General features: G+C 38.3%; 19 protein-coding genes and 3 tRNA genes. 15 read left to right on the top strand and 7 right to left on the bottom strand.

Features of this window, described 5'->3' with window-relative positions; all coding sequences use genetic code 11:
* Window positions 1-17 precede the first annotated feature (17 nt).
* The 12 genes from xerD (at window position 18) to HCX49_RS14625 (ending at window position 10058) form a co-directional block, all read left to right on the top strand.
* Window positions 18-923: a site-specific tyrosine recombinase XerD gene (gene xerD / locus HCX49_RS14680; protein WP_021191774.1), complete on the top strand. Its 906-nt coding sequence runs from the start codon at window positions 18-20 to the stop codon at window positions 921-923.
* A gap of 244 nt (window positions 924-1167) precedes the next feature.
* Window positions 1168-3480 carry a TonB-dependent receptor gene (locus HCX49_RS14675; RefSeq protein WP_168127482.1) on the top strand — a complete coding sequence of 771 codons (2313 nt, stop codon included), beginning with the start codon at window positions 1168-1170 and terminating at the stop codon, window positions 3478-3480.
* Between the two features lie 20 nt (window positions 3481-3500).
* A complete protein-coding gene (locus HCX49_RS14670; protein ID WP_168127481.1) occupies window positions 3501-4040 on the top strand; it encodes a hypothetical protein in 540 nt (179 codons plus the stop codon).
* Between the two features lie 73 nt (window positions 4041-4113).
* Window positions 4114-4185, top strand: a tRNA-Arg gene (locus tag HCX49_RS14665).
* Between the two features lie 372 nt (window positions 4186-4557).
* Complete coding sequence (locus HCX49_RS14660) at window positions 4558-5061, top strand: GNAT family N-acetyltransferase (protein ID WP_206368490.1); 504 nt, start codon at window positions 4558-4560, stop codon at window positions 5059-5061.
* Window positions 5062-5105: 44 nt separating this feature from the next.
* Window positions 5106-5957, top strand: coding sequence for a methylated-DNA--[protein]-cysteine S-methyltransferase (locus HCX49_RS14655; protein ID WP_132772738.1), 852 nt, complete (start codon window positions 5106-5108; stop codon window positions 5955-5957).
* A 29-nt stretch (window positions 5958-5986) separates the two neighbouring features.
* A complete protein-coding gene (locus HCX49_RS14650) occupies window positions 5987-6595 on the top strand; it encodes an alpha-ketoglutarate-dependent dioxygenase AlkB family protein (protein WP_132772736.1) in 609 nt (202 codons plus the stop codon).
* Between the two features lie 96 nt (window positions 6596-6691).
* Window positions 6692-7555, top strand: a complete 864-nt coding sequence (locus HCX49_RS14645) for an AraC family transcriptional regulator (RefSeq protein WP_168127480.1) — start codon at window positions 6692-6694, stop codon at window positions 7553-7555.
* 77 nt (window positions 7556-7632) lie between these two features.
* Window positions 7633-8343 carry a siderophore-interacting protein gene (locus HCX49_RS14640; protein WP_168127479.1) on the top strand — a complete coding sequence of 237 codons (711 nt, stop codon included), beginning with the start codon at window positions 7633-7635 and terminating at the stop codon, window positions 8341-8343.
* A gap of 34 nt (window positions 8344-8377) precedes the next feature.
* Window positions 8378-8590, top strand: coding sequence for a hypothetical protein (locus HCX49_RS14635; RefSeq protein WP_168127478.1), 213 nt, complete (start codon window positions 8378-8380; stop codon window positions 8588-8590).
* Between the two features lie 479 nt (window positions 8591-9069).
* Window positions 9070-9630, top strand: a complete 561-nt coding sequence (locus HCX49_RS14630) for a Crp/Fnr family transcriptional regulator (RefSeq protein ID WP_168127477.1) — start codon at window positions 9070-9072, stop codon at window positions 9628-9630.
* Window positions 9631-9728: 98 nt separating this feature from the next.
* Complete coding sequence (locus tag HCX49_RS14625; RefSeq protein ID WP_132772730.1) at window positions 9729-10058, top strand: DMT family transporter; 330 nt, start codon at window positions 9729-9731, stop codon at window positions 10056-10058.
* 174 nt (window positions 10059-10232) lie between these two features.
* On the opposite strand, the gene HCX49_RS14620 is transcribed toward HCX49_RS14625, so the two are convergent.
* From HCX49_RS14620 to recR, 3 genes are all read right to left on the bottom strand, one after another.
* Complete coding sequence (locus tag HCX49_RS14620) at window positions 10233-13631, bottom strand: DUF1080 domain-containing protein (protein WP_168127476.1); 3399 nt, start codon at window positions 13629-13631, stop codon at window positions 10233-10235.
* Window positions 13632-13649: 18 nt separating this feature from the next.
* On the bottom strand, window positions 13650-14918 hold the full coding sequence (locus HCX49_RS14615) for a Gfo/Idh/MocA family oxidoreductase (RefSeq protein WP_132772727.1): 1269 nt from the start codon (window positions 14916-14918) through the stop codon (window positions 13650-13652).
* Between the two features lie 140 nt (window positions 14919-15058).
* Window positions 15059-15673 (bottom strand): recombination mediator RecR, encoded by a 615-nt coding sequence (gene recR / locus HCX49_RS14610; RefSeq protein ID WP_168127475.1) that lies wholly within the window; start codon window positions 15671-15673, stop codon window positions 15059-15061.
* A 119-nt stretch (window positions 15674-15792) separates the two neighbouring features.
* On the opposite strand from recR, the gene HCX49_RS14605 reads away from it, so the two are divergent.
* Together HCX49_RS14605 and HCX49_RS14600 are read left to right on the top strand one after the other, a co-directional pair.
* The gene (locus HCX49_RS14605) at window positions 15793-16497 is read left to right on the top strand and encodes a TIGR00730 family Rossman fold protein (protein ID WP_037526690.1); all 705 of its coding nucleotides are present in this window, start codon (window positions 15793-15795) and stop codon (window positions 16495-16497) included.
* A gap of 446 nt (window positions 16498-16943) precedes the next feature.
* Complete coding sequence (locus HCX49_RS14600) at window positions 16944-19289, top strand: glycosyl hydrolase family 95 catalytic domain-containing protein (RefSeq protein ID WP_168127474.1); 2346 nt, start codon at window positions 16944-16946, stop codon at window positions 19287-19289.
* A gap of 146 nt (window positions 19290-19435) precedes the next feature.
* On the opposite strand, the gene HCX49_RS14595 is transcribed toward HCX49_RS14600, so the two are convergent.
* Both HCX49_RS14595 and HCX49_RS14590 read right to left on the bottom strand, forming a co-directional pair.
* Window positions 19436-19508 (bottom strand) — tRNA-Thr (locus tag HCX49_RS14595).
* A 23-nt stretch (window positions 19509-19531) separates the two neighbouring features.
* A tRNA-Thr gene (locus HCX49_RS14590) sits at window positions 19532-19604 on the bottom strand.
* A 280-nt stretch (window positions 19605-19884) separates the two neighbouring features.
* On the opposite strand from HCX49_RS14590, the gene clpB reads away from it, so the two are divergent.
* The gene (clpB, locus tag HCX49_RS14585; RefSeq protein WP_132844729.1) at window positions 19885-22488 is read left to right on the top strand and encodes an ATP-dependent chaperone ClpB; all 2604 of its coding nucleotides are present in this window, start codon (window positions 19885-19887) and stop codon (window positions 22486-22488) included.
* Window positions 22489-22634: 146 nt separating this feature from the next.
* Here clpB and HCX49_RS14580 read toward each other — a convergent pair whose 3' ends face one another.
* Together HCX49_RS14580 and HCX49_RS14575 are read right to left on the bottom strand one after the other, a co-directional pair.
* Window positions 22635-23249 (bottom strand): hypothetical protein, encoded by a 615-nt coding sequence (locus tag HCX49_RS14580; protein ID WP_021189931.1) that lies wholly within the window; start codon window positions 23247-23249, stop codon window positions 22635-22637.
* Between the two features lie 94 nt (window positions 23250-23343).
* A complete protein-coding gene (locus HCX49_RS14575; protein ID WP_132772721.1) occupies window positions 23344-25254 on the bottom strand; it encodes an AAA domain-containing protein in 1911 nt (636 codons plus the stop codon).
* Window positions 25255-25282: the final 28 nt, after the last annotated feature.

Here is a 25282-nt window from a genome sequence, read left to right as displayed (position 1 = left end):
TTGTATTTTTGTTATGCATGAAGGAAGAAAATAATTGGTTGCTTTTAAAACGAGAATTCGGCCGTTTTTTGAAATTTGAACGCGGTCTGTCCGATAATTCTATTGAAGCTTACCTCAATGATGTTTCCAAACTGGAAGTATACAGTGAAGAAAATAAATTGACATTGCAACAAATAACCAGTAAGGATATACAGCGCTTCCTGATCTGGATAAATGGATTCGGTATTTCTCCCTTCACGCAGTCACGCCTATTGTCAGGACTTAAAACATTTTATAATTTCCTACTCTTGGAATACGATTGGGAAAATAATCCAGTCGAATTAATTCAAGCCCCTCGAATTGCACGAAAGATACCTAGTGTGCTTAACATCCAAGAAATCGATCAACTTATCAATGCCATCGACTTATCAACTCCCGAAGGTATGCGCAACAAAACAATTCTGGAAGTGTTGTATGGATGTGGACTTCGAGTCTCGGAGCTGGTAGGTCTTAAACTATCAAATCTTTACTTAGACGTAGAATTTATCAAAGTTGAAGGAAAGGGTAATAAAGAACGTCTGATTCCAATCGGGAGCCAAGCCATTAAATACTTGAAAATTTATATCAATGAAGTCCGACCGCACATTAAAGTCAAGTCGGGGCAGGAAGATTTTGTTTTTCTAAATAAGCGTGGAGCTGCTTTATCTCGTGTTATGGTATTCATTGTCATAAAAGAGCTGGCTACAAAAATTGGTCTTCAAAAAAACATTAGCCCGCACACTTTTAGACATAGCTTTGCTTCTCATCTTGTGGAAGGAGGGGCAGATTTACGCGCCGTACAAGATATGCTGGGGCACGAAAGTATCACAACTACAGAAATCTACACCCATATCGACCGCGATTATCTACAGAGCGTGATTACCCAATATCATCCCCGTTCCTAATCGGATATTTACAACTCTAAAATCACAACCCTAATTTTTTACAGTTAACTTATTCGTTAGCTGATACCTGTACCATTTTGATTATTTGGACCAATCTCCACGGTTCAAAAAAAATAAAGGGTAATCCATTTGTATTATAAAGCGGTATAAACCATGACTTTTTAAATTATATACAACATTGTTGCATTATTATTTTAATTTAATGCAACAATGTTGTATTTTTGAGGCGTAATTTAATTTAAGCATGACAAAACAGTTCAGCGTCATCTCTATATTGGCACCCGTATTCATCTCATTATGGCCTTCGTACAGCCTATTTGCACAAAAAAAACAAATAAGCGGAAAGATCATAGCGTTAGAAAACACCAGTCCCATTCATGGAGCTAACCTACACTACGAAGGACATAAGAAAGCGATAACTTCCAACTTTTCGGGTGAATTTCAATTTATTACTGAACAGAACTTCCCGATAAAATTAGTGACTTCACTCGTTGGCTACGAAAATGACACTACTTATGTGAAAAATGACCGTCCCGTACTGATAAGACTAAAAAAAGATGTTAAGAGACTCGCTGAGACACAGGTTTACGGTTATCAGGTTGCCGCCAAAACACAGATTGCACAACAGGTCAATGCGACAGCTTTAACTGAAAATAGAAACCGTTCGCTAGCAGAAGTTTTAAAAAACATCTCCGGAGTCCATCTCCTGCAGACCGGATCTACCATCAATAAGCCCATTATTAACGGTCTTTACGGCAATCGCTTGGCGATACTTAATGATGGTATGAAACTCGAAAGTCAGCAATGGGGTAATGACCATGCACCAGAAATTGATGTGTACGCAGCGAATGCGATTACAGTCGTAAAGGGAGCAGAAAGCTTACGTTATGGTGGTGAAGCATTAGGTGGAGCAATTCTGCTTTCCACTAAGCCCTGGAATAAAATTGATAGCCTTAGCGGGCAAGTCAGTCTAAACGGTTTCACAAACGGCAGAGGTATGCAAAGCGCATTAAACCTGGAGGGCATCACTCCCATATCAGGACTGAAATGGTCTTTCAATGGAAACTATAGCAAAAGTGGTAATCGAAAAACTCCCGATTATTATCTGAACAATACCGGGCAGCGCATTTACAACCTAAATGCGGCAGTAAATTATCAATACAAAGACGCTAATTTTGAAGCTTCCTATAAACAATATCACAATGAAGCGGGCATTTTATCTTCTACTCATATCGGCGATATTACCTCTTTTCAGGAACGTCTAGCCTATGGGAGACCGTATCCCAGCGAACTCTTCGGATTCTCATACCATATTGATGCTCCCCGTCAAGAGGTTAAACACGAGGTATTTCAGTTTGCTTACAGCCAGCGCTTGAGCGATGCTAAAACCTTATCCATAAAATATGCTTACCAGAATAACCACCGCCAGGAATATGATAAAAGACGTGCAGGCCGTAGCGCAATTCCAAGCATGGATATGGTTTTACGGACACATGCACTTGATGCATCTTATACTATTGAGGGCTTAAATCAAAAATTTATCACAGGCCTTCAGGGGCAGACACAAGTTAACAATAATATTGCTGGGACTTTTAATACCCCATTAATTCCTAATTACAATGCCTTTAATATCGGAGCATACGGTATATATCAATGGCAAAAAGACCGATTGGCCTACGAATTAGGAGCTCGTTATGATTTTAAGAATTTCGATGCTGCAGGGTATGACTTTTATGGTAAAGCTTATGGTGGCGACAATCAGTTTCATAACTTGTCGACCAACCTCGGTTTATCCTATACTGTCGACAACCATATGACTCTTAAATCAAACTTAGGACTTGCCTGGAGAGCTCCATCTGCACAAGAACTGTACAGCCAAAACGTACACCAAAGTACAGCACGCTATGAAAGAGGAGATGCAGCATTAAAAGCAGAGAAAGGATTAAAGTGGATCACCAGTTTAAATATCCATGAGCAGAAAAATTTCTTAAACATTGACATCTATGCTAACTACATCAATAATTACATTTACGTAAAACCGACCGAAGAATACGTACAAAATCTTTCAGGTACATTTCCGATCTGGCAGTATAGTCAAAACAATGCATTATTGGCCGGAATTGATGTACAGGGAAAATATGCCATCAGTGAACATTTAGATTACAGTGCAAACACCTCATTTATCTACGCCCGTAACCTAGATGAAAAAAACTATCTGCCTCTTATTCCGCCCCTATCGTATACACATGAAATCGCTTTTACAACAAAGGGCAAGACGAACTGGATGCATGACGTGAAATTTGCCTTAGGTCAAGAAATCTATGCCAAACAGTTTTTAACAACAGCAAGTATGGAGATGGCCCCCGCACCATCGGCGTATCAGCTTATCAATGGTTCCATTAGTTTAGGCTCTCTTATTGGCAACAATAAATTGCAAACTCGCCTTTTGGTAGAAAACATATTCAATAGCACCTACAAATCTTACACAGATCTATTCCGTTATTACAGTCATGGTGTAGGCCGAAATATACAGTTGACAATTAATTACACATTCTAATCATAACAAATACAGCTATCATGAAAAAAATCATTAACACCAGCAAATTAGTACTGATCGCAGCAGTTCTCCTTTTCAACTCATGTAAAAAAGACGATCCTGTCCACGAACATGATAATGAAGAAATGAAAACCATGACTTTAAGTTTTACAGAAAAAACAACAAATGCCAAAGTCGAAGTTATCATCGATGCTACCGATACAAAACCACAGTCGTTAAACTTAAAAAAAGGCAACTATGATTTAGATATCAAATTAAAAGATTTTGATGGACATGAGGTACAACAGGAAATTTCTGACGATGCCGATGAGCATCAGTTTTTCTTCGTAGGCCCTACAAAGGAGCAGATCACCTTTACGTATTTAGATCAACAGGTAGGTTTAAAAAGCAACTGGAAAGTATTAGACAAAGCAAGTGCTATTCCAATGAAAATTGTCTTGATGCACGGTCTAAATAAAACGAAGGTTACCGCAGCAGACTGGAACAATTCAAGCTACCAAAGCATTGGTGGCGGTACTCCAGACATTTCAGTAAATGTAACTTTAAATCTTATTGACTAAAGATGAGGATGTTGGCAAGAGATTGCATTTAGCTATTTTCATTTTTCATGAAATAGTATATCTTTGCTAGCATGTCCCTGTAGTTTAATGGATAAAATTGCAGATTCCGGTTCTGTTGATATGGGTTCGACTCCCTTCGGGGACACACAAAAGCAGCGTTTAATAGTATTAAACGTTGCTTTTTTTATAATTCCTAACGCACATATTCCCCATTTCATTCCATCCAGCATCTTTAGGTAAATCCTATATTACGGTGAAACGGCCCACAGCAGCACCCTGATATTTTTTTGTGACTAAAACTAAAAAAAACTCATCCTCAAGAAATCTAAAATCACTGCGTATAGCAAATAATAGTAAAGCAATTTGCGCAATGAACATGAATTGTCAAGCCAGTACTTTGGATATAAAAGACAATATTATTAAGTTTGACTCATCAATCAGCAGTACATCATATCAATAAAAAGAATGGTCTAGAGTAGCCCATACAATCAAAGAAAAAACATTATACCAGTATATTTTGGAAAAAATTACGTTTAGATTTGGCACCCTTCATGATATTGTTTCCCTGCAGGAACTGTTTGTCGATACTATTAAGCGCATTTGCATCCAAGATTATAGCGCAGAGCAGGTAGCGGTTTGGAGCTCCAGCAGTGAGAATATGCAACGATGGACTCAGGTGTTAACTGAGCAGTATGTACTCATAGCAGCGTTAAACAACAGTATTGTCGGCTTTTGCACCTTAGCTGAAGGTCGTTATATTGATTTATTTTTTGTTCATAAAGATTACCAAGGTCAAAAAATAGCATCCCAGCTCTACCAATATATAGAAGCAGAGGCAAGGCGACAAAACACCGATCGTTTAACGGCAGATGTAAGCAAGACGGCAAAACCATTTTTTATAAAAATGGGATTTACAACCGTAAAGGAGCAGGAAGTGATTTTAAAAAATGTACCATTTATCAATTACAAAATGGTTAAAATGATCACGCCTAATCAAAACTCCGCATGTTTCGGATTGTAAACAACGACAATCATGATGAAATTTGGGTATAAATTAAAATGAAAATGGAAACACAATCAAATCTCAACTACAATCGAATAGCTTCAGCTATCGAATATATTCAACATCATTTTAAGGAACAGCCAAACTTGGATGAAGTCGCTGAAAAAATTCATTTAAGCCCCGCTCATTTTCAACGGCTCTTTACTGATTGGGCAGGTACAAGTCCTAAAAAATTTTTACAGTACATCAGTTTGCAATATGCCAAGAAACTGCTTGATGACAACAAAGAACTTACACTCTTTGATGCCGCATACCATACCGGACTTTCGAGCAGTAGCCGTTTACATGATCTATTTATCAATATCGAAGGTATGACTCCTGCTGAATATAAAAATGGAGGTCAATTTCTCAAGATCAATTACCGTTATGCAGACAGTCCTTTTGGCCCAATAATTATTGCATCTACAGCCAAAGGAGTATGCTATATCGCATTTGAAAGTAATGAAGCAAAAGCTTTCACCGATTTACAGGCTAAGTTTCCAAATGCCCTATTTCAGCAACGGGATGACGATCTGCAACAAAATGCCCTCTCCATTTTTCAAAACGATTGGTCTGCTCTTTCACAGATTAAATTACATCTCAAAGGCACCGACTTTCAATTGCGTGTGTGGGAGAGTTTACTCAAAATTCCCATGGGGAAACTGGCTACATATGGAACAATAGCGGAACAGATCGGAAATCCAAAAGCAGCTAGAGCTGTTGGCACAGCTGTTGGCAGTAACCCCATTGCATTTCTTATTCCGTGCCACCGCATTATCCAATCTTCTGGCATAACAGGAGGATACATGTGGGGACCAACTCGAAAAACAGCTATTATAGGATGGGAAAGTGCCAAAACACAACAGGAATTATAATACGAAGCACCACCATTTAAACATTATGTATGGAATTATTTGAATATCCGATTGATAGTACGAAAAATTGGCTTCCAAAGGACGGAACAGTACATTATTATGGGAAAGTACTGGGACAGGAACGTGCAGATTACTTTTATGAAAAACTATTGACAGCCATCGAATGGCGTAACGATGAAGCCGTTATTTTTGGTAAACATATATTAACGAAAAGAAAAGTCGCTTGGTACGGTGAGAAACCTTTTGAGTATACCTATTCCAATACAACCAAGCATGCTCTTCCTTGGTCAATAGAATTATTGGAATTAAAAGAAATAGTTGAAAGAACAACGGGAGAAACGTTCAATTCTTGCTTATTAAATCTCTACCATAACGGGGATGAGGGTATGGCATGGCACAGTGATGGCGAAAAAGATTTAAAGAAAAATGGTGCTATCGGATCATTGAGTTTTGGGGCTGTCCGTAAATTTGCTTTTAAGCATAAACAAACGAAAGAAAATGTAGGATTGATCTTAGAACATGGTAGTTTATTGGTCATGAAAGATGAGACGCAATCCCATTGGCTACATCGACTGCCACCTACTAAAAAGATTCACTCTCCAAGGATTAATCTCACTTTTAGAACAATTGTCGAATAAAAATAGACGGTGCACACCACGTCTTAATATTTTCTCGTATTTTTAGCTTCTCTTAGCTGTGCAATAATCAGGTTTGAAGATATACACATCCCTATCATGCGTCAAAAAAATAAGTCCATCCCTATAAAAACAATGACTGCTGAATTCGGTTCAGGAATCAGTATGGGCAAAGCGCACTTTGATGAACAGGATATCATGAATCTGGATGACGTCAGACGATCACACCGTGATAACTACCATTCGTTCTTTCTGTTGGAAAATGGAACTACTGAAATCGAAATAGATTTTCAACAATATACTGTAAAGCCTTATTCTATTCTATATATACATCCACATCAGGTACATCGTATTGTTGCTCTGACAAATGTGAGCGGTAGTTTTTTGAGGATCAATAGTGAACATATAAATCCGGAATACCTCCATTTGTTAGAAGAGCTGGCTCCCCTCAAACCTCTAATGGTTCAAGAAGATATCTTTTCTATCCTAGCCAACAGTGCATCGCTATGCCTTACCCTATCTGCACGAAAAAATCAGCAATTGTATCACGCCTTATTAAAGGACAGCTGCAATACATTGATTGGGCTCTTGACTTCGATGTACCTCGAGGGCGCTATACCTGTCGACAAACTTTCACGATCTGAGATTATCACAAAAGCATTTAAGGCTTCCCTGCAACGTGACTTTCTCGCTATAAAAAGACCCGCCGCCTATGCTATGGGTATCAATATCTCTACCCCCTATCTGAATGAATGTGTCAAAGACGTCACCGGCTACCCTGTGTCCTATCATATCCAACAGCGTATCATTTTAGAAGCTAAACGTCTGCTTTATCATTCTGACAAGTCAGTAAAAGAAATCGCCGATGCCTTAGGTTTTGAGGATTACCCCTACTTCTCGAGATTATTCACTAAAGTGACCGGAATGTCGGCACTATCCTTTCGGAACAAAAACCGCGATTAGTCCAATACCCTCTTCCTTTGCTCCATTGTTTGCGTTACAAATTAGCTGTTTCTTTGTCATGAACAAAAAGCAATACCATGATATCAACACTACCCAAATGGGCAGGCGGCATACTAGAAAGTCTCGTTGGCCAGCGTGCTGAAGTGATCGGCACCACTTACCTCAGCCCCCATCTTAAAAAGGTACGTTTTCAGAGCGACCTTGCCAAAATGAATTTCCAGATTGGCTATGCGAGTGTGATCCGTGTAAACGAAATCGAATACCGGAATTATACGATTGCCTATCATGATATGCAACTGGGTATCCTGGACATTATCTTTCACATCCACAATAATGGTCCCGGAAGCAGTTATGCAGACACTTTAAGCGTTGGTGATCATCTCTATATCAGTAGCCCGAGGGGACATAAGGTGTATAACCCAAAATTTCAGCATCAGTTACTATTCGGCGATGAAACTTCGCTCGGATTGGCCTGTTCGCTACTTCCCACACTCAAAAAAAACAATCATTCCTTCCAGTTCTATCTAGAACTAGACGATGCAAATCGAGAAGTTCCTGAGCTGTTGGGCTTAGAAAACTGTAGTATCTTTCCAAAAAATGGATCGTTTACCGATGCAGAATGGATCGATGGTCTTCCCATTTTTCATCATGAAAACTGGCTTCATGCCAGCTACACTTTAGTCGGCAATGTCACTTCCGTTCAAGCTTTTCGAAAGGCCCTTAAAAGAAACGGTGTAAACCGTATAACTACTCAAGGATATTGGCTACAAGGAAAAAAAGGATTATAACAGATTGTATTAAAAATTTAAAATTAAAAACCGCATGATTTATGTATTTAAAACCTCAGTAGAAACTGAAAAAGACATTCTCATTTTAGAATATGATTTAAATGAACACTGCACACCGGGCAGATGGAATTTCGATCTACAGGATTGCGATCGTATCTTACGCATCGATACTTTAAAGGAAAATCCACAATCTATCATCGGACTGTTGCAGGATAAAGGCTTTCACTGCGAAGAGCTTCCCTACTAATCAGATCAAATATAGGGTCGTGTAGCTAACCTTAATATCAACATATTTACGCTAATTACTAATCTAGATTTTTAATCAGGATAAAGCTCTCTGTCGTAGCAACGATAAAATTGTTATAGTTCGAGCATTATGCTGTTCTAAAATCAAGGATTTATGTAACTCAATCAAAAATCAAATCTTAAGATCAGTTGATGAAAATTAGCTATTAGCAAGTATATGATTCTTGGAAAGAACATACAATATCTACGAATTACAAATAAACATGCGGAATTTTGTGCTTTACATAACATCAATAAATTCACTTTGCAGATTGGTAGTTCCAACTTCGATAGGTATATTTAAAACCTCATGACAACATATGGTTTGTTTTGTAAACGTTTATCTTTTATAGATACTCCTTATGTTGCAATGCGTTCTTACGCAAGCGGTAAAACCGGCACTTGCAAGTTTTAATATTATAGGGAAGTAATACAGAAAATATGAATTTCTTAATCCAACAGCTAAAAAAATACGGACCAATTCATACTGATCTTGAGGAAGAATTGATTAAGAGAACTAAATTCATGACCAAACAAAAGGGTGATTTTTTTCTTAAACAGGGGCAAGTTGTATCCAATATGTTTGTTATTGAAAAAGGAATTGTTCGCGCATTTTACAATAAAGAAGATCGGGAGATCAATGTTTGGTTTGGTATCGAAAATATGATCTTAGGTTCAGTGATTCCTCTTTTCTTCAATCTTCCTTCTTTAGAGAGCATTCAGTTTTTAGAAGATTCCTCTATTTACTATATTTCCAGAGAAGATATGAATGAGCTTTATCAAAAATATCATCAAATGGAAACCATTGGGAGAAAATTAGCGGAAGAATATTGCAAAATATTAGAGGAACGTACCATTTCTTTACAGACTGAATCTGCTGAAGAGCGTTACAACACACTGCTGAAGAATGAAACCGCAGCGGCACAACGCATTTCGCTAGGACATATCGCTTCTTATCTTGGTATTACTCAGGAAACATTAAGCCGGATCCGAAAAAAATAATGATAGTTTGTATTGAAATTTTAACTTAATTTGATATATATCAAAAAAAATAATCTCAATCTACCGTTCCTTTGTATGATTCTTAATCATATAAAAAAATGAAATATTTATTTTTAGGCTTAGCTATTGCATTTGAATTACTTGGCAGTAGTTTTTTAAAAGTATCCAATGGGTTTTCAAAGTTAATTCCATCTATTGTCACTATTCTGGCCTTTATAGCTTGCTTTTATTTTCTTTCCCTGGCGCTTAAATTTATTCCCCTTAGTATTGCTTATGCAGCTTGGGGTGGTATCGGTATTGTTTTAACAACTGTTATCTCGGTTGTTATTTTCAAACAATCACTTGATCTTCCAGCAGTGATTGGTATTGTTTTGATTGTTGCCGGAGTCATTATAATGAATTTCTTTTCAAAAGCTGCCTCACATTAAGCGATAGCATCTGAAATATATTTTTTTGAATATATTTTTTTTCAACCATAAAATATACCTTGAGTGGCACGATGGAGAAACCGAACACAACTCATCGTTCTTGGTTTAATGTTAAAAAAAAGGTCCTTATTACTTTACGTAATAAGGACCTTATAAAATGAAATGGTATAATCCTTATTTCAATTTTTTTACTCTGATATTTTTAAAGAATACTTCCGAACCATGTCCTAAGAAGGCAAGATGACCCGTTGTACGTTTTAAACCTGGATGATCTTTACCATCCAAAGTACCATTTTTGCTTGCCGATGCAATATCAGCATCAAGAATCACTGTACCATTTAAAGTAACTTTAACACGGTTACCCTTTACAACGATTTCTTCCGTATTCCACTCGCCTACTGGCTTTAAAAATCCTTTTTTAGCCGTTACAACACCATACACCGAACCATGGTATTGGTAAGGTTTCAAATCTTTATAGATATCTGCAGTGTTATCCAACACTTGGATTTCCATACCAGCATAAGCGGCATCACCCTCTAAAGGAGCTCTGACACCCACACCATTGTTTGCACCGTCCGTCAATTTGAAATCAAAACGATAGATGAAATCTCCATACTCTTCTTTTGTATAAAGATTACCACCAAATTTAGCATCTGGCACTACTCTTAGATATCCTTCATCATTGATCACATAACCATCGTTTTTCGTCCACTTATCTAAGTTTGTACCATCAAACAAAACCTCAAAACCTTCTTTCTTTTCAGCCGCACTCAATTGAAATACATTTTTTCTAGCCAGCTCTTTTACGTAGATGTCTCTGTAAGACACCACTGTACCATGAGCCTGCAACTCAAGTTGCTCGGTCGGGAAAATAGATTGATTGCGATCCCAATAATTTTCTAAAGGCACATTATCTGTAACCAATTTACCATTTAAGTAAACTGTCACCTTGTCGTCAACCATCTTAATTCTGAACGTGTTCCACTCACCTAGGGCATTATCCGCCACCAATAATGGTTTCGATTCAGCCTTTTGGTTATTATAAAGACCACCAGAACCCACTTGAGCACCATCTTTTACGCGAGAGATGTCCCAGATTTGAACCTGTGGTGTACCACGAAGATAAATCCCTGCATCACCTTCTTTACCGTTTTTATCAAGTTTCCAGTCAACCAACATCTCAAAATCGCCATATTGTTTAACCGTAGCAATGTTATCTCCCTTACCGTTGAAAATCAATTCACCATTATTAGCAGCCCATCCCTGACGCATTTGCTCATCAGCTTTTACCTGCGCAGCAGCTAATTCTTTTTCAGTCATTTGACCTCTTTTAATCGGGTTTGCCACCAGACCTTTCCAGCCTGTTAGATCCTGTCCGTTAAATAGGCTTACAAAACCTTCAGATTTAGGCATTTCAGCAAGATGCTTAAGCACAGCTTCTTTTAAGTATGCACTTTCGCTTCCACTTAAATTGCTGACCACCTCATTCAGTATGTTACGAACATCAGAGCCTATAAAAGATTTATTATCTAAAGCAATGTTCATAGCTGTATTAACGGCAGTGCCTTTCAGTTCCGGATCTTTCAAAAACTTACCTGAAAATACCACCGCTTGGTAAGTGCCCGTACTTTGTAGAGAACCTAAAACAGTTCTTTTTTGGTTGTTATTTTTAGCAACTGCAAAAGCATCTTTCAATAAAAGGGTCTTCTGATCGTTTGTTTCGCTTGATCTATTGATATTCTTGATCAATCCAGCAAATACTTTTTCACTTAAACCACTTGATAAGTTTGTTCTTGACAACTGGATAAGCTCATTTAAAGCTAAAGGAGTCGACCAGTCTGCGATCGCTAAAATAGCGGCATCACGAAGAGCAGGATTATCAGATTTCAAGTAATTCGTAACCGCATTCAAAGACTCCTGATCGCCAAGTCTGGCAAAAATTGGAAAGAATTTGGTTGCACTAGGTGCTGCAGAACGGGAAATATTCGCAGCAAGTTTTTGGATATGTTGTTCTTTGTTAGGACTAGACTGGATCACATTTGCAATCGCAACCTCTAAATTCCTGCTTGAAGCCTCATCCGCTTTTGTCAATAGATTAACAAGTACTTCTAGATCTTTCTCCTGTGCAACATTTGGTAAAGCCTTGTTGATAGCTTTATTTACATCAGCATTGGTGCTATTCAAAGCCAATACAGCTTGCGAAGAATTAGCATTTGCCCTTGTGCTCAAAATATCCAATAATTGGATTTTCTTAGCATCATCAACAGTTGCTAATGAATTGTTGATCACGTCCATTGTCTGTTCATTTTTTGAACTTAACAAAAGTGCTTTGATCGATTCATTCAGTTGCGCATCAGTAGACAAATTATCAATTAAAGCTTTCGAGTCAGCACCTTTAGAAAGGAGATTGATCGCCGAAAGCCCCGCTAATTTAGCATGCGCATCTGTTGACTTGCCAACAATTTTCTCGATTGCTTTTAATTGAGTTATCGAACCGTTTTGAGCAATATAGTTCAATAATGATTCTTGCACCGCAGGGCTTGATTTCGCTGCTAGTCCTAATAGTTTTTTAGTATCATTTGCATCTCCGTATTTGTGCAATAGATTTAAAGCAACATGACGGTAGACATTATTTTCGTTTTGAGCCGCCGCAAACAAGTTTTTCTTTTGTTTTTTAGCATCCAATCCTGTCAATAAAGTTAACGATCCTACTTGTGCATTGATTGCTTTCAATTTAGAAGCCTCAGCAAACAAAGTATTTAAATAAGCAATTGCTTCTTTATTTTTTTTGTTCTCAATTAGAGATTCGGCATAGTCCAGACCTAAACCGATACCATTCAGGTTATCATAACTATAATTTGCTGTTTTAAGCTCTTTTTCAAAGATCGGAAGCGCTGCTGTTCCTCCAATTTTGCTCAGGGCAATCAAAGCAGTGCGTTTGAAGCTATCCGATTTGAACTTATCGATCAAAGCGATGATAGCCGTCTCGGTATCTTGATTTTTAACATCTCCCAAAGCGGTCACGAGCGCAACTGCACATTTTTCATCTGTTACTTTCGCTAATCCCTGTGCTAATGCATCGCTTGATTCTTTCGTATTGATCGAGACCAATGTGCGTGCCGCACCATCAGCCAAATACGGTGTATTTAAATAAGTAGCTACTTTACTCACAGCAGCGTTCGTTGCACACTGACGTAAAAGACGCAATACAAAAGCTTTGTTGGTATCCTCTTTCACCGTACCCAATGCATCCAATAGACCTTGTACAAATACATCTTTCTGTTTTTCTTTGCCTGGTTGGTTAACAAAGAAAGAATAGCTATTTGTGGCATACTCTACTTGCGCATTGTTTTGGCCCTGCGGTTTCAATTGATTTAGCATCGCCGCGATTTCACTTGATGTAAAGTTTTCCAACTCGTTCATCGCGTATAAAAACTTAACCTTTTCTTCGGCAGGTTGTTGCCCCAGTACATCAGCTATTTTAGTAGCAGTCGTTCTATTTTGGGGCTGTTGTGCATATGCTGCCACTTGAAGTATTAATAAGGCAGATATCGTATTAAAAACTTTTTTCATTTTAGATAGATTAGAAAATTACATTGACCAAGGGCCACGCATCGGTTGATAAACTAAACGGTTTGCTGCATCGTCATTGATAAACTCATCTTTTGTAGAATCAAATTTCAATGAGCGGTTTAAACGTAAGGCAATCAAGCCCATGTTGACCAATGTACATGAACGGTATCCGTTCTCTTCATTTAATGCAAATTTCTCGCGTGTACGTACCGATTCCAAGAAATCTGTAATCTGTGGTGCTGGCTCAGGAAATTGTGCCAGTTTCCTTTCCATATCCGGTATATCAGACACAAAGCCTTTATATAGCTTCCCTTTAGGTCCCTCTATATAAGCCATGCCTTCATCTTTACCTTCACCATCTAAAATAATCTGACAGCCATCAGCATATGTATAAACAATTCTTCTCCAGGTACCGACCGCATCACTATGTTGCTGCGGCGCATCAACTTCTACCGATACAGGACTTTCGCCATCTTTTCCTAAGAAATATTGAACAGGATCCAAATAATGTTGGCCCATATCACCAAGACCACCGCCATCATAATCCCAGTACCCTCTAAAAGTTGTGTGCACGCGGTGCGTACTATAAGGTTTGAAAGGTGCAGGACCTAACCATAATTCATAATCCAATTCTGCTGGTACCGGTTCAACAGGAAGGTTTTCTTTCCCTACCCAGAAAAATTTCCAGTCAAAACCAGTATGCTTGCTGATCGTTACTTTCAACGGCCAACCCAACATACCTGTATCTACCAATTTTTTAATTTTTTTAACCGGAACATTCATTCCGTAGAAATTATCGGCAAAACGGAACCAGGTATTTAATCTAAACATATTACCATGTTGTGCGATCGCTTCTTTGACACGTTTTCCTTCACCGATTGTACGTGTCATCGGCTTTTCACACCAGATATCTTTTCCTGCACGCGCTGCTTCCAAAGACATCAAACCATGCCAATGCGGAGGAGTTGCAATATGCACGATATCTACTTCAGGGTTTTTAATTAAATCACGAAAATCATGATGTTCTTTAACTCCGCCACCTAAAGCCTGTTGCGCTAGAGCCAAATGTCTTGTGTCAACATCACATATAGCCACTGTTTTTGTTCCCGCGTATCCAAAATGACCACGCCCCATTGAACCTACGCCAATGATGCCCTTCGTTAAATGGTCACTTGGAGCCAAATATCCTTGTCCCCCTAATACGAATCTAGGGACAATTGAAAATGCCGCTGCTCCTGTGATGGATTTCTTTAAGAAATCTCTTCTGGAGCTATTTTTTTCTTTCATACTTATTTAATAAATGATAGTTTGGTTGTGTTAGATTTAATAATCTGTTAAAATACAACTTTTCACTAAAAAGCAGGCCAAAAAAAAGCTTCGTCGGGTAACAAAGCTTTTACAATCAAAATAATACGGTATTCTAACCCTTATAACGTCGGTCGTTCATATAATGTTCTCGTCGCTATTGACCTTCCTAAGGTCAATTCATCGACATATTCAAGCTCACCGCCGAAAGCAATACCACGTGCGATAGTAGTGACCTGGATATTAAATTCTTTGAGCTTACGATACAAATAAAATATCGTTGTATCTCCTTCCATCGTAGCACTTAATGCCAATATCACCTCCTTGACATCTTGCTTACGCATACGGTCGACCAAACCGTCAATCTTCAAGTCAGACGGTCCTACCCCATCCATTGGTGAAATAAGTCCCCCTAGTACATGGTAGATTCCTTGGTAAGAATTGGTATTTTCAATCGCCATCACATCACGCGTATCTTCCACGACACATATAATGGAATGATCCCGCTTTGGAGAGGTACAAATTTCACATTCATGATAGTCTGAAATATTAAAACAGATATGGCAATACTGAATTTCTTCTTTCAATTGATTAATAGTAGATGTAAATCGTGCAACTTCAGCATCCGATTGCTTTAACAGGTGTAAAACAAGTCGCAATGCAGTTTTTTGACCTACTCCAGGTAAACGTCCAAACTCGGATACAGCGTTTTCTAATAATTTAGAAGAAAAATTCATGGCACAAATTTAACAATATAATAGTTAAAGAAACTGTTCAAATTAAAAATATTCCTTATCTTGTATTCCTTTCAAATGAAAAGGAACAGTAATTTTTATAATAAGAGTATAGCATGGATATTACAAAAGACGACAAAATAAGAAGTGCCTTTGAAAACAAAACGTGGCAGGAGATAAAAGTAAAAGATTCGTGGCAAATATTTAAGATCATGTCCGAATTTGTAGATGGATTTGAAAAATTAGCTAAAATTGGTCCTTGTGTTTCCATTTTTGGATCTGCAAGAACTCCACAAGATCATAAATACTATCAAATGGCTGTCGATGTGGCAAGTTTATTAACTGCACGTGGCTATGGAATTATATCTGGAGGTGGCCCCGGTATCATGGAAGCTGCAAATAAGGGAGCTTATGAATCTGGCGGTAAATCAGTAGGACTAAATATAGAATTGCCGTTTGAACAATTTCACAACAGATATATTGACCGTGATAAACTTCTTGAATTTAACTATTTCTTTGTTAGAAAAGTCATGTTCATGAAGTATTCGCAGGGGTATATTGTTATGCCGGGCGGATTTGGAACAATGGATGAATTATTTGAAGCAATTACATTAATCCAGACAGGTAAAATCGCACGCTTCCCGATCGTGTTAGTGGGTTCCGAATATTGGTGTGGCCTTTTCGACTGGATCAAGAACACAATGCTAGGTGAACGCTACATCAGCGAAGAAGATCTAAAACTCTACCGCATCGTTGATACGGCGGAAGAAGCTGCAGATCATATTTTCAGATTCTACGACAAGTATTTATTAAAACCAAACTTTTAATAATAACTGGTATCGATATACAACGGGTTCCATACATATGTATGGGACCCGTTTGTTTTGGTATAGCAAGGGATTTTGCAAAATGACCGTACGCTATGCTATCATAACTTCGCGATCTTAAGTTTCTAAAAATGGGAACATGCAAAAACACAACTCATCTCATCGTCCGATAATTGACACTAAAACAGCACCTCTATTTAAACCATCCCAAATGATTAGTGGCATAGCTAAGACCATACATCAAAATTAAGGCTAAAGCCTGCTGTTACTTTGGACTTGATCGGCGCAGTATGCCACAACTTGATAATGATAAAAAAGTAACATTATTGGCAAATATAAAGGTAGTATTTTGAAAAAATATATTGAATCTTTATATCGGTTCTAATAGTTCCAAAAACTTATAACTAAACTCTAAATTCCCTACTACTGTAACCTCTCAAAATATAATGAAGATAAAAAGAAATCTAACCTATTGTATATTATTATTAAGTTTTTCAAGTCAGGCGCAACAAAACGTCAATACATCTAATAATATTGGCAGTCGTGCACAATCACAGCAAAAGAGAAGTTTGATAAAAAATTCTGATGCAGATAATCAATTCTTTTTAAGTAAAAAAAACTTAATGACTGCCGTCTGGAACGCACCGTTTAGCTATGAAAGTATCCGCAGTAATCATGCACCTATTGGACCTTATATAGGCAATGGCGATGTTGGTGTGGTCTGCCATACTGCTGAAAACAGCCAGACTTTCAGCATCTCAAAAGTCGATTTTGTAACAGATGGCTGGTCGGACTGGGCCGGATCCGGCCCCGCTGCCCTTCCTGTTGGCGGGGTTAAAATAACAGTAGAATCACCGATAAGCGCTGGTTTTAAGTATGAGATGGATCAATTAGGTAATGAATTGCGCATGCGTACAGCAACAGCACAACCTGTGCATATGAAAAGCTGGATATCTGTTAATGAAAATCTTTTAGTGACTGAACTGGTAAATAACACAAAAACTCCTATCAAAATATCTGTAGATACTTATGCCGATAGTATATCAGCAACATATGGCACAACAGCCGATGTGAACAGTAACGTAACGCAGGTAACCAGACAAACTAAAACTACAGATGTAAGATGGGTCTCTAAAGCCGGTATATCAACTAAGGTTCTTGGCGCATCATCTATTTGCAGTAGAGAATCCCAAGCCCAGGCCAATACGGACTTTACTCTTAAAGCTGGAAAAACTGTCTATGTACTGTCTTACATATCTGGGGGCGGTATGAAGAACGATGCACAGATGGAAAACGCATATAAAACACTTCATGATTTGCAAAATAACCGTTTAAATGAATTAAGAAATACAAAAATAGCATGGTGGAAGGATATGTGGAATAGGTCATATGTGGAAACAAATGATGAATTGATCAACAGGCAGTACTTAAGTTCGATCTATTTTCTAGCTTCTGCCTATAATGAACATTCCCCGGCATGTGGTGGCATGTATGGTGTCTGGAATATGGATGACAAAATGATGTACCATGGTGATATCCATTTAAATTATAATAGCCAAGCTGGATTTTATAGCGTCTTCTCCGCGAATAGACCCGAAATTGCAAAACCTTTTTACAATTTCATTGAAGCAATCTTACCTGACGGAAGAAGACGTGCGCAAAATGACATGGGAACTGTCCATCCCTCTCTAGCTGGGAAATCATTTAGAGGGGCTGTTTTCTTAGTTGGCGGACTAGGAATTGGCATACCTTACAATTATTACTGGCAACAAACGATGAATGCGCCGTTCAATGTACCACTTTTCAGCTGGTACTATGAATATACTGGTGATTTGGATTTTTTAAAAAAGAGAGCTTACCCCTTTATTAAAGAATGTGGTGATTTCTATGAAGATTACCTGAAAAAGGAGCCATATGGTGATACTTACCGATACAGTATCACTACTGGCGCACATGAAAGTTCCTGGGATCTCAATCCTCCCTCCGATCTAGGTTTCGTCCAGCAAACCTTCAGCTTACTTCTCAAGTATAGTAAGTTATTGGATGTGGATGAAAACCGGAGAACGCTGTGGCAGGATATTCTCGATCACCTTCCTAAATACAAGGTAATACAGCCAACCAAGACACCGAATAAAGGCTTGCCGGTTTTTGCAAAAAATGAAGCAGGATGGGATCTACCAAACCACATGATACAAATGCATCCGGTCTACCCCTGCGAAGTACTCGATTTACTTTCAGATCCAGATTCGTTACAGATAGCTAAAAATACTGTTGAATACTATGAAGTTGACCAAAATGGATTTCAAGGATCAATGAATGCGTTAGGTCTAAGTGGTTATATTATGGCTGCACGCGTTGGCTTCTCCCCCGAAATAATTATTAAAAACCTAAGCATATTGGCCAGCGGTGCTCAAAAAAACTTCTTGATTACAGATGGCCATCATGCTTCGGAAAAAACAGCCCTAGTTGAAACGGTCAACTCAATGATGCTTCAAACGCTTGATAACACGCTGTACATATTTCCTAACTGGGTAAAATCAAGCGCTTCATTTACGCGCCTACGGACTAAAGGTGCCTTCTTAGTTTCTGCAGATTATGATGGCATTACCATAACAAATCTGTCCATTTATAGTGAAAAAGGCACAAAATGCCAGATCAACAATCCTTGGAAAGAAAAAAAAATACAAGTAATGGAAAATGGTAAGCAAATAGCCGTAAGTAAGACAGGAGAAAGGTTTTCATTTGAAACAAAAATAGGTCGTCACTATATAATCAGTCCTATAGGTGCTTAAGCTCAATAAAATTAAATTTATGCCGGTTCATGGCTGGTATAAATTTAATTTATATAAAGCACACGATCTGTAAATAATTGGGCATTAAATCTTACAATCAGTATAAACACAAAAAAAGGTCAACCTTTTTGAGATTGACCTTTTTGAGCCTCCTATCGGAATCGAACCAATGACCTACTGATTACAAGTCAGTTGCTCTACCAGCTGAGCTAAGGAGGCATCATGTGTGAAAGTTAAAAAAGAGCCTCTTATCGGAATCGAACCAATGACCTACTGATTACAAGTCAGTTGCTCTACCAGCTGAGCTAAAGAGGCTTTTTTAAATAACCCTTTCGAATTATGATGGTGCAAATATCGAAACCTTTGACAACAAAATCAAACTTTACTGGCTTTTTTTTTCATATTTTTAATAATTTTCTGAAAATCAAGCCATTTATTTTCAATTCAAATAGCACCCCATCGCTACAAAGCACATAAACATGAAATTTTGTCATTTCACAATAAAAATACAAGACATTTTTTCCGAAAAAAGAATAAAAACAGATATGGCATTTTGATTGTTATCCAATTATCAAATCAAAAAGCGTATAAAACCATGAATTTCAATAACTATACAATTAAAGCACAAGAGGCGATTCAAAAAGCTTCGGAGATTGCCACAGGCAATCAACAGCAGGCTATTGAGACCGCACATATACTTAAAGCCTTGCTAACAGTTGATGAAAATGTAATCAGTCATCTGTTAAAAAAATTAAATGTAAATATCCCTTACTTAAGTGGAGAACTGGATAAGCAAATTCAGGCATTCCCGAAAGTCAGCGGCACAAATGTCTATTTGAGCAATACCTCAAATTCGGCCTTGCAAAAAGCGCAAAGCTACTTGAAGGAGTTTAATGATGAGTTTGTATCTGTAGAGCATCTACTTCTAGGTATTCTAAATGCAGGCGATAAAACATCTAGTCTACTGAAGGATCAAGGAGTAAATGAAAAGGATCTTAAATTAGCGATCAAAGAACTACGTGGCAACACAAGAGTAACGGATCAAAATGCCGAAGCTACCTACAATGCTTTGGGAAAATACGCCCGTAATCTAAACGAGTTTGTTGAATCGGGAAAATTAGACCCTGTTATTGGGCGTGATGAAGAAATTCGCCGCGTGATGCAAATCTTATCCCGTAGAACTAAGAACAACCCCATCTTGGTGGGTGAACCAGGGGTTGGTAAAACCGCTATTGCCGAAGGTATTGCACACCGCATCATCAATGGTGATGTGCCAGAGAATTTGAAATCAAAAATCGTATTCTCTTTGGACATGGGGGCTTTAATAGCCGGTGCAAAATACAAAGGTGAGTTTGAAGAAAGATTAAAAGCTGTTGTCAAAGAAGTTGCAGACAGTAACGGTGAAATCATCCTGTTTATCGATGAGATCCACACCTTAGTTGGTGCTGGTGGTGGTGAGGGTGCAATGGATGCAGCCAATATCTTAAAACCTGCGTTAGCACGTGGAGAACTTCGTGCTATTGGTGCAACAACATTGAACGAGTATCAAAAATACTTTGAAAAGGATAAAGCATTGGAACGTCGTTTTCAAAAAGTAATGGTTGACGAGCCAACGACTCAAGATGCAATTTCAATCCTGCGCGGATTAAAAGAACGTTACGAAACGCACCATAAAGTGCGCATTCTTGACGAAGCAATCATTGCCGCTGTCGAATTGTCCACCCGCTACATCTCGGATCGTTTCTTACCAGATAAAGCGATTGACCTAATGGATGAAGCGGCTTCAAAATTACGTCTTGAAATGGACTCTGTTCCTGAAGCTGTAGATGAGCTGAATCGCCGTATTATGCAACTCGAAATTGAACGGGAGGCAATAAAGCGTGAGCATGATGATAAGAAAGTCAGTGAACTTTCTGAAACGATCGCTAATCTATCTGCCGAACGCGATTCTTTACGTGCATCCTGGCAGTCAGAAAAAACGTTGGTGGACAGTGTCAACCAGGAGATTGAAAATATAGAAAACTATAAGCAGGAAGCTGATCAGGCGGAACGTGCAGGCGATTATGGAAAGGTAGCTGAGATTCGCTATGGCCGTATCAAAGATGCGCAGGATAAGGTCGAAAAATTAAAAGCAGAATTAGCTGAAAAGCAAGATAGCAAACGGATGTTAAAAGAGGAAGTGACTTCTGAAGACATTGCTGATGTGGTATCTAAATGGACCGGTATTCCTGTAAATAAGATGATCCAGTCTGAGCGCGATAAGCTTCTTTCTCTAGAAGAGGAATTACATAAACGGGTTGCCGGACAGGAAGAGGCGATTGAAGCGATTTCTGATGCTATCCGCCGTTCAAGAGCGGGACTTAGTGATGCTAAGCGTCCCATTGGTTCTTTCATCTTTTTGGGAACTACTGGTGTAGGTAAAACGGAGTTAGCAAAAGCACTAGCTGAGTTCTTATTTGATGATGAACATGCGCTTGTCCGAATCGATATGTCCGAGTACCAAGAGCGTCACGCAGTGTCCCGACTTATCGGAGCGCCTCCAGGATATGTAGGTTATGAAGAAGGTGGACAATTGACTGAAGCTGTTCGCCGCCGTCCGTATTCTGTCGTACTTTTGGATGAAATTGAAAAAGCACATCCTGATGTGTTCAACATTTTACTGCAAGTACTCGACGATGGTCACTTAACAGATAACAAAGGTAGAACGGTGAATTTCAAAAACACGATCATCATCATGACTTCCAATACCGGATCGCATATCATTCAAGAGAATTTCTCGCAGTTGAATGATAATAACAGAGATGAGGTTATTGCAAAAACAAGAGGTGAAGTGTTTGAACTTTTACAAAAATCAATTCGCCCAGAGTTCCTGAACCGTATTGATGAAATCATCATGTTCACACCTCTAAGCAGAAATGAAATTGCAAGCATCGTACGGATGCAATTTAGCCATATTCAAAAACAATTGGCTGAGCAAAATATCTTCATCACTGCTTCGGATGATGCTATGGATTGGCTAGCGCAATTAGGATATGATCCGATCTATGGTGCAAGGCCATTGAAACGTGTTATGCAAAAACGCATCCTGAATGAACTTTCGAAAGAAATCCTTTCAGGAAAAGTAAATAAAGATGCGGTTATCCAATTGGACGTATTTGATGGTCAATTTGTCTTCTTGAATAAAAATGAGGTTGAATAAAGGTCAAAGCACCTTTTAAAATTAAAAAAGTGGCTACTCGCAAGAGTTAGCCACTTTTTTATATTTTAAAGAATAGTTGAAAACAATTTTCATTTATCCTTAACGCTGAACATGATTTTAGTTCATCAGAAAGTCATGGATAAGCCTTACTTTTTCCAGACAGTTCTTGTTGTATTTGAACTTTTATATATCGTGTAAGTAAAGTATGCGAAACCAGAAAACAATACTATAGCTAATGCAGCACTGCCCATAAAACCCAACTGCTCTGCAATAGCAGCTAAAACACTTTTGAAACCCGATCTGTTACCACTCGTATCAGGCACTTCGCCATTTTCTAATTCCCTTGCCATCATCACCAGCGAAAAACCGAAAAAAGCAATTGCAATTGTATAAAGCAAATTACGTATCCAGGTTTTGTCTTTTATAACTTCTACTGTTTCTCTAAGCCCTGATTGCTCTTCAATTGCCTGAATGGCTTCTTTCAATTGGGCTTTATTCTCAAAGTCTGCAACTACAGCTTGATAATCTTTTGGATCTAATACATCAATATCAAGCAATGGTGGCTGATTATCAAAAAGTGGTACAGCTCTTTTTATTTGACTAAAAGGGATGAAAATAATATGTTCTTCTGATTCTTCAGAATTATTTAAATATGCTGTTAAAGATGCTTCTGGCAATTCCGCTTCGGCGAAGTAAAATCCAGTTGCTGTCATCCAACGCGTTTTAAAAACTAATTCTTTATTTTGATAATACTTATCCATAATTTTTTCAGTAAAAATTCGTCAAGTTGCTAAAATAGCAGATTAATTCAATACATCTGCTACTAATTTCCGTTAGAATTTCATGTTATATTAACTATTCGCCCAAATCCCACTCCCAAACACTATGGTAGCTTTGCATGGTATCTACATATTTAATAAAATTATCATAAAACTCATGCTTACCCACAGTGGCACTATCCCCCACCACAATGAGCTTTTTCTTTGCCCTTGTCATAGCAACATTCATCCTACGCACATCGGAAAGGAAACCGATTGCCTGCTGATCATTGCTCCTTGTTAAACTGATATATATGATATCTTTTTCCTGCCCCTGAAAACTATCGATAGTGTTAATTTGGATATGATGACGAAAGGGAACAATCTGCTCATCATTTACTAATAATTCATTGAGCACTGTCGCTTGTCTCCGGTAAGGAGTAATAACTGCAATCGCCGGAAAATCACTTTCATCATAAACCTGTTCAAAAGATACCAATGATTGTTTCAAATGATTGATAACAAAACGAGCCTCCCCTACATTAAATGTTGCTGTACCATCCTGTTCTTCCTCAAAACCCGCCCCTGCAGTGTCAATAAAAACAACAGGTTCCGAATCTTCTTTGAGCGTCCAATGCTGTACATGATCTCCTGCAATGAGATGATCATCATATAGTGCCGTAGAAGGGTATTGCATAATCTTTTCATTCATCCGATACTGAACGTTTAATAAAGAAACATGTTCAGGATAACGTTTTACTAATTTTTCAAACAACGTATGATAAAGACCGATATTCATCTGGGCATTTGACTTCACCGTGGGAGGAAGCTGACAATGATCACCTGCAAGCACCACCTTATTTGCTTTTAGAATCGGAATCCAACAAGCGGGTTCTAAAGCCTGTGCTGCCTCATCGATAATAACAACCTGATATACTCTATTTCTGACTGCGTACTGATTGGATCCGACTAAAGTAGCAGTAACAACCTGTGCTTTATCCAGAATATCTGCGACCATAAAATCTTGTATATCGCCAATTTCTTTTCCTATTTTTCTAGCTTCATCAAAAAGTGCTTTACGCTGTTCCCGTTCAGATCTTCCAAAACTTCGTTTATACTTCTGAGCCATTTCGGTGTAAGCCCGTGCTTTTTTCTTGAGTAACTTGACTTCCTTGTTTGCCGGATGCTGATCCACTTGGGCATCAAGTGCTAATTCTTGTAAATGTTCTGAAATTTTGACGGGATTTCCAATACGTGTCACTAACACTCCTGCGGCATCTAATCGTTCGGTCAAAACATCAACTGCCGTATTACTCGGTGCCACAATTAAAATTTGCTTATTTTCCTTTTTCAGTAGGGCTTGTACTGCTTTGACCAAAGTTGTCGTTTTTCCTGTACCGGGAGGGCCATGTATAATGGAAATCGGATTCTCACTTAGAATATGAACTATGGCTTCATTTTGACTCTGATTTAAAGTAGCGTTATCGTAATTAATTTCTTTTTTATATCCCTTTAACTCCTCCTCACCTATTATCTCGCGGATCAGTCTTCCTTCATTTAAATCTAAACGCAGTTCTTTGGCTTTCCTTAATGCTTCATGCATTTCTTTATATGAATTTTCATCAAATAAAAGATCCACCCCAAGTTTACCTCTTCTCGTCCAGTCAGGCAGTTCATCGACCCGCAATGCAATTTTCATTGTATCTCTATTCACAAAAGAAATCAGTCCTTCTGCCCGATCGACCAGGGGATCATGATTCGAGAAAAGAGCGACCGGCATACCAAAGCGAAAACGATGTTCATCCTCCTGGTTATTTGTTTTGGATAATGTAATGGTCAGATAATCACCACGCCCCATCTCTTCACCTTTAATCTGAATCGGAAACCAGGTCACACCTTTTAACTTTCTTTCATTCAAGCTTGACTTTAGCAAAAGGGTTTCATATTGCTCACGATCAAAGTCTTGTTCTATATTCAAGAGCGTTTTAAGCTCATCAAAATAATTCATATTTTAAAATCCTACTCTATTATATACA

It is taken from the genome of Sphingobacterium sp. B16(2022), assembly GCF_012030425.1.
GTDB classification, from domain to species: Bacteria; Bacteroidota; Bacteroidia; order Sphingobacteriales; family Sphingobacteriaceae; genus Sphingobacterium; species Sphingobacterium anhuiense.
This window is presented reverse-complemented; position numbering and strand designations above follow the sequence as displayed.

Coding starts and splice junctions, on each gene's coding strand:
- HCX49_RS14650 (WP_132772736.1), top strand. CDS start 5,987: ATGGAATTATTTGAATATCCGATTGATAGTACGAAAAATTGGCTTCCA.
- HCX49_RS14675 (WP_168127482.1), top strand. CDS start 1,168: ATGACAAAACAGTTCAGCGTCATCTCTATATTGGCACCCGTATTCATC.
- HCX49_RS14630 (WP_168127477.1), top strand. CDS start 9,070: ATGAATTTCTTAATCCAACAGCTAAAAAAATACGGACCAATTCATACT.
- HCX49_RS14625 (WP_132772730.1), top strand. CDS start 9,729: ATGAAATATTTATTTTTAGGCTTAGCTATTGCATTTGAATTACTTGGC.
- HCX49_RS14655 (WP_132772738.1), top strand. CDS start 5,106: ATGGAAACACAATCAAATCTCAACTACAATCGAATAGCTTCAGCTATC.
- HCX49_RS14670 (WP_168127481.1), top strand. CDS start 3,501: ATGAAAAAAATCATTAACACCAGCAAATTAGTACTGATCGCAGCAGTT.
- HCX49_RS14575 (WP_132772721.1), bottom strand. CDS start 25,254: ATGAATTATTTTGATGAGCTTAAAACGCTCTTGAATATAGAACAAGAC.
- xerD (WP_021191774.1), top strand. CDS start 18: ATGAAGGAAGAAAATAATTGGTTGCTTTTAAAACGAGAATTCGGCCGT.
- HCX49_RS14600 (WP_168127474.1), top strand. CDS start 16,944: ATGAAGATAAAAAGAAATCTAACCTATTGTATATTATTATTAAGTTTT.
- HCX49_RS14645 (WP_168127480.1), top strand. CDS start 6,692: ATGCGTCAAAAAAATAAGTCCATCCCTATAAAAACAATGACTGCTGAA.
- HCX49_RS14615 (WP_132772727.1), bottom strand. CDS start 14,918: ATGAAAGAAAAAAATAGCTCCAGAAGAGATTTCTTAAAGAAATCCATC.
- HCX49_RS14620 (WP_168127476.1), bottom strand. CDS start 13,631: ATGAAAAAAGTTTTTAATACGATATCTGCCTTATTAATACTTCAAGTG.
- HCX49_RS14635 (WP_168127478.1), top strand. CDS start 8,378: ATGATTTATGTATTTAAAACCTCAGTAGAAACTGAAAAAGACATTCTC.
- HCX49_RS14580 (WP_021189931.1), bottom strand. CDS start 23,249: ATGGATAAGTATTATCAAAATAAAGAATTAGTTTTTAAAACGCGTTGG.
- recR (WP_168127475.1), bottom strand. CDS start 15,673: ATGAATTTTTCTTCTAAATTATTAGAAAACGCTGTATCCGAGTTTGGA.
- HCX49_RS14640 (WP_168127479.1), top strand. CDS start 7,633: ATGATATCAACACTACCCAAATGGGCAGGCGGCATACTAGAAAGTCTC.
- clpB (WP_132844729.1), top strand. CDS start 19,885: ATGAATTTCAATAACTATACAATTAAAGCACAAGAGGCGATTCAAAAA.